The organism is Terriglobales bacterium (genome assembly GCA_035764005.1).
Lineage (GTDB): Bacteria > Acidobacteriota > Terriglobia > Terriglobales > Acidobacteriaceae > Gp1-AA112.
On the sequence record DASTZZ010000113.1, the window covers coordinates 1 to 8,027 of the forward strand.

Genomic DNA, 8,027 nt, shown 5'->3' on the forward strand with positions numbered 1-8,027 from the left:
CAAAAAAAATCCAAGGCTGCTCCACCCGAAGAGACTGGCATGGAAGGTTCTTACCTGAAGGCGCTTGGCGAGAAACAAACGCCCGTAACGGTGAAGCTTGCAGGTGGAGAATCAATCCGTGGCTGGATCGAGTATTACGACGCCAATATGATCCGGCTGACGCGCGAGCATGCTCCCAATCTTTTCATCTATAAGCACGAGATCGTCTACATCGCCGAAGACAACGGACGCCGAGGGCGTCTGTGAGCAGCCAACATCCCGATTACATCAACACCGCTTCTGAAATCGCGCGCCGTGCCGGCGCGCTGCTGCTCGAGTATTTGGACCGCGGCGTGAAGACCGAGTACAAGGGTGTGGGAACAGTGGACGTGGTAACAGAGGCCGACCGCGCTTCTGAGAAGCTCATTGTAGAGAGCCTTCGCGCCGCGTTTCCCAGTCATGGGATCGTAGGAGAGGAAGGATCGCGCTCCCAGAGCTCCAGCGACTGTCTCTGGTACGTCGATCCTCTCGATGGGACCACGAACTTCGCGCACGGCTTTCCTGTCTTCTGTGTCTCGCTCGGACTCGCGCGCAACAATGAAGTGATCGCCGGTGTTGTGTACGATCCGACGCGGAACGAACTCTTCGCTGCTGAGCGGGGAAGCGGTGCGACCTTGAATGGTGAAGCGATTCGCGTTTCCAAGGCCCGGACATTGGGCGAGAGTTTGTTGGGGACCGGATTTCCCAGTAAGAAACGCCATCTCAATCCGAACATCCACTTCTATCACCAGCTCACGCTCAAATCTCACGGATTACGTCGTGCCGGATCGGCTGCACTGGATCTCGCGTGCGTTGCCTCGGGTCGTTACGATGGCTATTGGGAATTCAATTTGAATGCGTGGGACACTTCGGCAGGCGCACTATTGGTGGAAGAGGCAGGGGGAAAGCTTACACATGTAGATGGAACCAGATTTGACGTCGCTGTAAGTCGCGACGTGCTGGCCACCAATGGACTTATTCACACAGAACTGATGAGTGAAATGCAGGCCATTATGAGAGGCCGCGTGGAACCGCTGCCTAGCCCAACTGAGTTCGCCAAATCTCACCTGGGCTGATCCAGGATGCACAAATCCTGTGGGCGCTGCTCCAGGAGGCCTGCAGCAGCGCATTCCCGAGGATTTGATTACCAGCCGTACTCTTTCAGCTTGCGATATAACGTAGTCTTGCCGATGCCAAGCATTCGCGCTGCTTTCAGCTTGTCGTCGTTTGTGGCTTTCAATGCGCCTTGGATAGCCTGCTTTTCCAAAACGGCTAAAGGAACGATTTTTCCAGCTCCGCCGGAGGCTCGCGAAGCTGAACCTTTTTTCTTCGTTGATTTAGGCATAGTTGTCTTCCATCGATATTAGGATTTGTTCTTCTTTCGTTGTTCCGCCCAACGTCTCTTTTGCGCTTCGGAGATTCGCCTCCTCGCTTCCGCACTCATCATCCGAGGTCCACGGCGTCCCCCGCCTCGTCCAGCACGGGCTCCACCGCCTCCTCCACCCCCGAGCGCCGCGATCGCTCTATCGATTCTGTCGCGCTCGGCCTTCAATGCTTGAATAATCTGTTCAGTATCCAACGCGATCTCCTTAACTCCCGAATTGGGAAGATGATTCTAACAACCAAAAGACCAACTCGTCACGCCACCAAAGTGGCACAACCGGTTATTCTCAAGATATCGAATGCTTGTGTATCCGTCGAGCGAATCACAGAGTTTACATGCAATTCTGGAATTGTGAATAGAATTCTTTCTGTGTTTGGTTCCCATTATGGTTAATTGAGAAAGGTAACCTGGAAAAGTTACGACGGAGCAACGCCGAGTTACGCTGTTCCATTCCGGTTCTATGTCTGCAAAGCGAATCACAGTGGAAATTGCTGCGCACTCAGTGCAGTCAGCATTGGCGGCCCAGGCCGGCGGGGCGCATCGCGTCGAGTTGTTTAGCGATCCACTTGAAGGAGGGGTGACGCCAAGCGAGGGACTGATCGCCGTCGTTCGCGATCAGCTGAAAATCCCATTGCACGTGATCATCCGTCCCCGCGGCGGCGACTTCTGCTACTCCGACGAGGAGCAAGAGGTAATGCTTCGCGACATAGCCGCCGCAAAGCGAATGGGAGTTGACGGTGTGGTATTGGGAACCCTCAATCCCGAAGGAAGTGTCAATGTGGAACTCACACGGGAGTTGGCGGAGGCCGCGCGTCCCATGTCGGTAACCTTCCACCGTGCAATTGACATGTGCAGGGACCTTTTGACTGCTCTGAACGATGTAATCGCTTGTGGAGCAGACCGAGCACTTACCTCAGGAGGCGCAGCCCTGGCATCGGAAGGAATTCCGGTTCTGGCATCATTGGTGAGGCAAGCAGGGGAGCAGGTCTCGATCATGGCAGCCGGAGGCATTCGCCCAAGAAACGTAAGAGCCGTCATTCAGCAGACCGGAGTCAGAGAAGTGCATGCCGGTCTCCGGACTGTCGTGACTGGTCCTATGCAGTTTCGAAATGAGACAGTCTCATTTGGAAAAGCACACAGCGAATTTGAACGAGTTGTGGTTCAGGAACAGGACGTGCGCCGTTTGGTGGAACAAGCTGAGGGGCTCTGAAATCCCACCAGTTCGATCCCAATCTGTAGGGTTCGTGCCTGCGCGAGGGAACGGCGCGAGGTCAACGAGTTGCCATTCCGCTCTCGTCTATTTTGCGATCCATGTCCCGCAGAAGGAGCTGCCACATTTCAATCTCGAGCTGAAACTGATGCTTCAAAGGCGTATCTCCGGCAGACACGAAGGCCACGTTCCGCTGCATCTGCTCGATCAGGACACGCATTTTTTGGAGATCGCTCTTTAAATCGACCGGTTGTTGGATGGCCGCACTTGGGCGGGCGCCAGATGTAGTTTTCGCATTTGAATCCTGGTTCGTTTGACCGGGAGCAGGCGCAGTTGTGCTGAGTAAAATCGCGCAGATACAAGCGAGTCGGTTTGTCATGATTCACCTCTGAGTTTTACCAATGTAGCAACATCAGCGAAATCAATCCCGCAGATTGATTTTTCTTATTAGGTAAAGCTGTTCGACTCGCGATGTAATCAGCATGGAAGCAAATCTGCGCGGTGGATTGGGTGGGGCGTGGACCTGGATCATCTGAAAACCTTTGTCGAAGTGGCGAAAGAAGGGAACTTCTCGCGCGCAGCGGCGAAAGTATTTCGATCCCAGCCAGCAGTCAGCGCACAGATCCGCCAACTCGAGGAAGACTACCAGCAGCGGCTCTTCGATCGCTCCGGCAAGGCCGTCCGACTCACGCCGGCTGGAGAGATTTTGCTGCAATATGCGCAGACCTTGCTTCGTCTGCATGACGAATCCCGCAATGCGCTCTCCCATGCGTCCGAAGAAACCCGCGGCGTGCTCTCGATAGGTGCCAACGAAGCGACCTTTCTCTATGTTTTGCCCAAGGTTTTCGAGCGGTTTCACAATAAATATTCGTCGGTTCGGATCAGCGTTTATCGGAACTTCAGCCGCAAGATCATCGAGAAGATAGAGCTGGGGGCGGTTGATGTCGGAATCGTTACACTACCGGTAAAGAGCTCGTGTCTGCGCATTACCCCGATTTTTCGTGATGAGCTCCAACTCGTCATCCAGGCGGGTCACCCGCTCGCGGCCAAAAAGGTCGTTACCCTGTCTGAAATCGCCGAGGTGCCGCTAATCTTTCCTAAAACCGGATCGACCCGCCAGGCGCTTGAGAGAATGTTCAATCCGTTCCGCGACCGCCTGCGCATCTCCATGGAACTGGGTAGCATCACGCTCATTAAGCAGTTTGTTGCTGGGGGCTTTGGTGCATCCGTTATCAGTACTACCTTCGCCCAAGACGACGTCCAGGCAGGGCGTCTCCGATTAATCCCAATCAAGGATCTCAAGCTCAAGCGTGAGTTGGGGCTGGTGTACCGCAAAGATCGCACTCTACCCCGCGCCGCTATGGCCTTCGTTGAAGTGGCCCATCAGTCGTTGCGCTCGACCTCTGATCACAAGGCCAGCTAGGATTCCCCGCCCAATCATTTCTTCACGCGTTCGCAGTCAGCTATGCTAGAGCTGACTCATGAAAAAGGAATTGGCTGAGCTGCGAGTGAACGGCAGGCAGCGTGAACTCGCAATAGAACCTTCACAGCTGCTACTCGACACTCTGCGCCAAGAGCTCGAACTCACCGGATCGAAACGCGGCTGCGACGACTCCTCGTGCGGTGCGTGTACCGTTCTTGTGGACGGAATTCCAATGCTCTCCTGCACCATCGTTACACTCTCAGTAGCAGCAGACGAAGAAGGCATTGGTCCGGAGATCACCACCGTCGAGGGAGTCGCAGAGCACGGAGCCATGGCGGCAATTCAGAAGGCATATGGTGAATGGGGTGGTGCACAATGCGGATACTGCACGCCGGGATTCATTATGACTGTTAAAGCACTACTTGAACGTAATCCCGATCCCAACGACGAAGACATTCGCCACGCGCTAAGCGGCAATTTGTGCAGATGTACCGGATACACGCAGATGTATCAAGCAATTAAAGCGGCGGTCCGCGCTGAGCAAGAAGGCATTGCCGCGAGCAAGCGATAACAAATGTCAGAGTTCTCAGTTATCGGAAAACCAGTTGCCCTGATCGACTCCGCCGGAAAAACCACGGGAGCGGGGAAGTACGCCGACGATCTCTCTGTTCCGGGCATGCTGATCGGGAAAATCCTGCACTCGCCATATCCGCACGCCACTATTAAGCGTATCGACGCCCGGCGTGCTCTCGCGCTGGATGGCGTGATTGCCATAGTTACAGGCGACGACGCCCCGAACAAGTACGGCATTCTTCCGGTTGGACACGATGAAACTGCGCTTGTCGTGGACAAGGTCCGCTACGTGGGCGATAACGTCGCCTGCGTAGTAGCTGAATCGGAATCGATTGCAGAACAGGCGCTCGAGTTGATCGAGGTCGAGTATCAGCCATTGCCCGCGTACTTCGATCCCGAAGAGTCGATGAAGGCGACTTCCGATCTCATCCACGCGGAAAAGGCGAACAATCTCGAGAAGGATTATCACCACATCTTCGGCGATCCAGAGCAGGGCTTTCGCGAAGCCGCCCACATTATTGAAGGCCGTTATCTCGCGAATGAAGTTACACATGCGGCGATGGAGCCGCACTCCACGCTCGCCGGCTTCGACTTCGATCCCCAAACCGGGCAAGCTGGCCGGCTGACCGTCTGGTCGTCGACGCAGGTGCCTTACTACCTTCAGCACAAACTTTCAATCGTGCTCGGCATCCCGATGGCGCAGATTCGCGTCATCAAACCGCTCGTCGGTGGTGGCTTTGGAGGTAAGAGCGAGGTTATTCCGCTCGAGATCATCGCTGCTGTAGCGGCCCGGAAAGCAAAAGCTCCGGTGAAGATCACATACACGCGAGAGGAAGTCTTCTGGGCGCATCGCGGACGCCCGCGCACGATTGTCGATCTCAAAACAGGAATCAGACGCGACGGCAGGGTTGATGCGGTAGCAGCACGAGTCATTCAAGATGGCGGCGCGTATTGCTCCTATGGTGTCGTAACCATCCTTTATTCGGGAGCGCTGCTGGGAGCTCTTTATGACATTCCCAACATCCGCTTCGATGGCTATCGCGTATTGACGAACAAGCCCGCGTGCGGCGCGATGCGCGGGCATGGAACCGTAAATGTCCGATTCGCCTTCGAGTCGCAACTGGATGAGCTTGCCGCAGCCATCGGCATGGATCCGGCGGAGGTTCGACGTATCAACTTGCTGAAGCCGCCGTGCATCACCGTGAATGGACTGCGCGTGCAGAGCTACGGCCTGCCGGAGTGCATCGATAAGGTTCTCCAAGGATCTCGCTGGAACGAGCGCAAAGGCAAACTTGGACGCGGTCGCGGACTGGGCATGGGGTGCAGCCATTACGTGAGCGGCGCCGCAAATTCCATCATTCGCTCCGACATGCCGCACTCCACGGTCAACATCAAAATCGATCGTGATGGCGGCGTGATTGTGTATACCGGGGCCTCAGATATCGGTCAGGGCTCCGACACGATGGTCGCGCAGATCGTCGCCGAGGTCCTCGGCTGTAATCTCGCACGCGTGAAGGTTGTTGCCGCGGATACCGATCTCACTCCCGTCGACATCGGTTCTTATTCAAGTCGCGTGACTTTCATGAACGGCAACGCCGCAATGCGCGCAGCCGAAGAGGTGAAGGTAAAGATTGTCACCGCAGCCGCTCGCAAGATGGCCTGTGCGTCTGAAGATGTCATCATGCGCGGCGATCACGTCCGCAAGATAGGAGTGAATTCCGTTTCGGGAGAGAAGAGCGCTGCGGAAGTACTCGAGGACAAAGATACGCCGAGAGGCCCGGCCGGCTCGGACGCAACTAGGCAGCAGTCTGGCTCTGCACACGGGATGATCCGAGGCAGTGTGCCTCCGGAGCCTACTGTATCTGGACGAGTCGATGGTCAGATTCTGCGCAACTCAGTTCAGCAAAAGCGCCGAGACGAAGGCCCGAAGGAACATATGTCATTCGAAGAGGCCGTCGTTGCTGCGATCGACTTCAGTGGCGCGCTCACCGGCACTGGTTCCTATGCGCCGCCTGCCGAAGCTCGCGGTGGCAAACACAAAGGCGCGGGCGTGGGGCCGTCTCCGGCGTACTCCTATTCGGCTCAAGTAGCGGAAGTGAGCGTCGACGAAGAAACCGGCGAAGTCACGGTCCACAAAGTCTGGGCAGCCCACGACTGCGGACGCGCGCTGAATCCCACTTCGGTCGAAGGACAAGTGATCGGCTCAGTGTGGATGGGACTAGGTCAAGCGATGCAGGAAGAAATGGTCTGGAAAGATGGGCTGCTGATGAATCCTGGCCTGCTCGAATACAAATCCCCCTCTGCTGTGGAATCACCAGAGGTCATCAGCTATATCGTCGAGAGCATAGATCCGGAAGGTCCCTTCGGAGCGAAGGAAGCGAGTGAAGGTTCGCTGGCCGCATGCATTCCCGCCATTGCAAACGCGATCTTTGACGCCGTAGGCATTCGTCTGCGCGAAGCTCCATTCACACCGGATCGAGTACTCGCCGCAATCAAGGCTCGCGATGCTGCGAAGAAACAGGATCTCACCCGCGGCGATGATCCCGTCCATCCAAGCAGTTTCCGGGAGCACGGTGGAGCGCTCTGGTTCAAAGGACGCGGACCGATGCGCCATCCTGCCGATCCATCGAGAGTCGGCTAAGACCATGACGAGGAAATGTGGAGCCGGCCGCCCTCGGCCGGGTTTTGGCGTAGCCTTTTCACGACTCGGTAGTTCTCGATTCCACTTGTGAGAGGAATCACGAAAATGCCAATCAGGGAATCACGAAATTCCCGAAAACCCGGCCGAGGGAGGCCGGCTCCGCGTTAACGCCGGTGAACTTGCATTTAGCTGCGACAAAGAGAGCAGTCATCCTCCTTAGCGGTGGACTCGACTCTGCCACCGTTCTCGCGATCGCGCGCGAACTCGGCTTTGAGCTCCATGCCTTGAGCTTCGACTACGGCCAGCGGCATCGCGTCGAGCTCAAGGCGGCGCAACAAATCGCGCAGAGCTTTGGAGCGAAGCATTCCATCATCTCTTTTGATCTGCGCCAGTTTGGCGGTTCAGCGCTGACCGGAGACATCGACGTTCCAAAAAATCGATCGCACGATCAAATGTCGGAGGGCATTCCTATTACGTATGTTCCGGCACGAAATACCATTTTTATGTCGTTCGCTCTCGGCGTGGCCGAGACCATCGCTTCGTTCGACATTTTTGTCGGTGTGAACGCGCTTGATTACAGCGGATATCCAGATTGCCGTCCTGAGTTCATTGAAGGCTTCGAGACTCTGGCGAATCTCGCAACCAAGGCTGGTGTCGAAGGGCAGAGATTTACGATCCATGCTCCGCTGATTCAAATGACGAAAGCGCAGATTATTCGCGAAGGAAGCAGGCTTGGAGTGGATTATTCCATGACCACGAGCTGTTACGACCCCTCTCC

General features: G+C 55.8%; 9 protein-coding genes. 7 read left to right on the forward strand and 2 right to left on the reverse strand.

The window, feature by feature from the left end; genetic code table 11:
- A partial coding sequence (locus VFU50_19055; protein HEU5234963.1) for an RNA chaperone Hfq occupies positions 1-246 on the forward strand: 246 nt, incomplete at its 5' end.
- The gene (locus VFU50_19060; protein HEU5234964.1) at positions 243-1,094 is read left to right on the forward strand and encodes an inositol monophosphatase family protein; all 852 of its coding nucleotides are present in this window, start codon (positions 243-245) and stop codon (positions 1,092-1,094) included. The genes VFU50_19055 and VFU50_19060, both read left to right, overlap by 4 nt.
- A gap of 68 nt (positions 1,095-1,162) precedes the next feature.
- Here the strand turns inward: VFU50_19060 and VFU50_19065 are convergent, their stop codons facing one another.
- Positions 1,163-1,363, reverse strand: coding sequence for a helix-turn-helix domain-containing protein (locus tag VFU50_19065; GenBank protein HEU5234965.1), 201 nt, complete (start codon positions 1,361-1,363; stop codon positions 1,163-1,165).
- A gap of 499 nt (positions 1,364-1,862) precedes the next feature.
- On the opposite strand from VFU50_19065, the gene VFU50_19070 reads away from it, so the two are divergent.
- The gene (locus VFU50_19070; GenBank protein ID HEU5234966.1) at positions 1,863-2,612 is read left to right on the forward strand and encodes a copper homeostasis protein CutC; all 750 of its coding nucleotides are present in this window, start codon (positions 1,863-1,865) and stop codon (positions 2,610-2,612) included.
- Positions 2,613-2,673: 61 nt separating this feature from the next.
- Here the strand turns inward: VFU50_19070 and VFU50_19075 are convergent, their stop codons facing one another.
- Positions 2,674-2,991: a hypothetical protein gene (locus VFU50_19075; GenBank protein ID HEU5234967.1), complete on the reverse strand. Its 318-nt coding sequence runs from the start codon at positions 2,989-2,991 to the stop codon at positions 2,674-2,676.
- 138 nt (positions 2,992-3,129) lie between these two features.
- On the opposite strand from VFU50_19075, the gene VFU50_19080 reads away from it, so the two are divergent.
- The 4 genes from VFU50_19080 to queC all read left to right on the forward strand — a co-directional run.
- Positions 3,130-4,035 carry a LysR family transcriptional regulator gene (locus VFU50_19080; protein HEU5234968.1) on the forward strand — a complete coding sequence of 302 codons (906 nt, stop codon included), beginning with the start codon at positions 3,130-3,132 and terminating at the stop codon, positions 4,033-4,035.
- A gap of 58 nt (positions 4,036-4,093) precedes the next feature.
- Complete coding sequence (locus tag VFU50_19085; GenBank protein HEU5234969.1) at positions 4,094-4,606, forward strand: (2Fe-2S)-binding protein; 513 nt, start codon at positions 4,094-4,096, stop codon at positions 4,604-4,606.
- 3 nt (positions 4,607-4,609) lie between these two features.
- Entirely contained in the window at positions 4,610-7,249 is a 2,640-nt protein-coding gene (locus VFU50_19090; protein ID HEU5234970.1) for a molybdopterin cofactor-binding domain-containing protein, read from the forward strand.
- A gap of 173 nt (positions 7,250-7,422) precedes the next feature.
- A partial coding sequence (queC, locus tag VFU50_19095) for a 7-cyano-7-deazaguanine synthase QueC (protein ID HEU5234971.1) occupies positions 7,423-8,027 on the forward strand: 605 nt, incomplete at its 3' end.

Coding starts and splice junctions, on each gene's coding strand:
- VFU50_19085 (HEU5234969.1), top strand. CDS start 4,094: ATGAAAAAGGAATTGGCTGAGCTGCGAGTGAACGGCAGGCAGCGTGAA.
- VFU50_19075 (HEU5234967.1), bottom strand. CDS start 2,991: ATGACAAACCGACTCGCTTGTATCTGCGCGATTTTACTCAGCACAACT.
- VFU50_19070 (HEU5234966.1), top strand. CDS start 1,863: ATGTCTGCAAAGCGAATCACAGTGGAAATTGCTGCGCACTCAGTGCAG.
- VFU50_19065 (HEU5234965.1), bottom strand. CDS start 1,363: ATGCCTAAATCAACGAAGAAAAAAGGTTCAGCTTCGCGAGCCTCCGGC.
- VFU50_19090 (HEU5234970.1), top strand. CDS start 4,610: ATGTCAGAGTTCTCAGTTATCGGAAAACCAGTTGCCCTGATCGACTCC.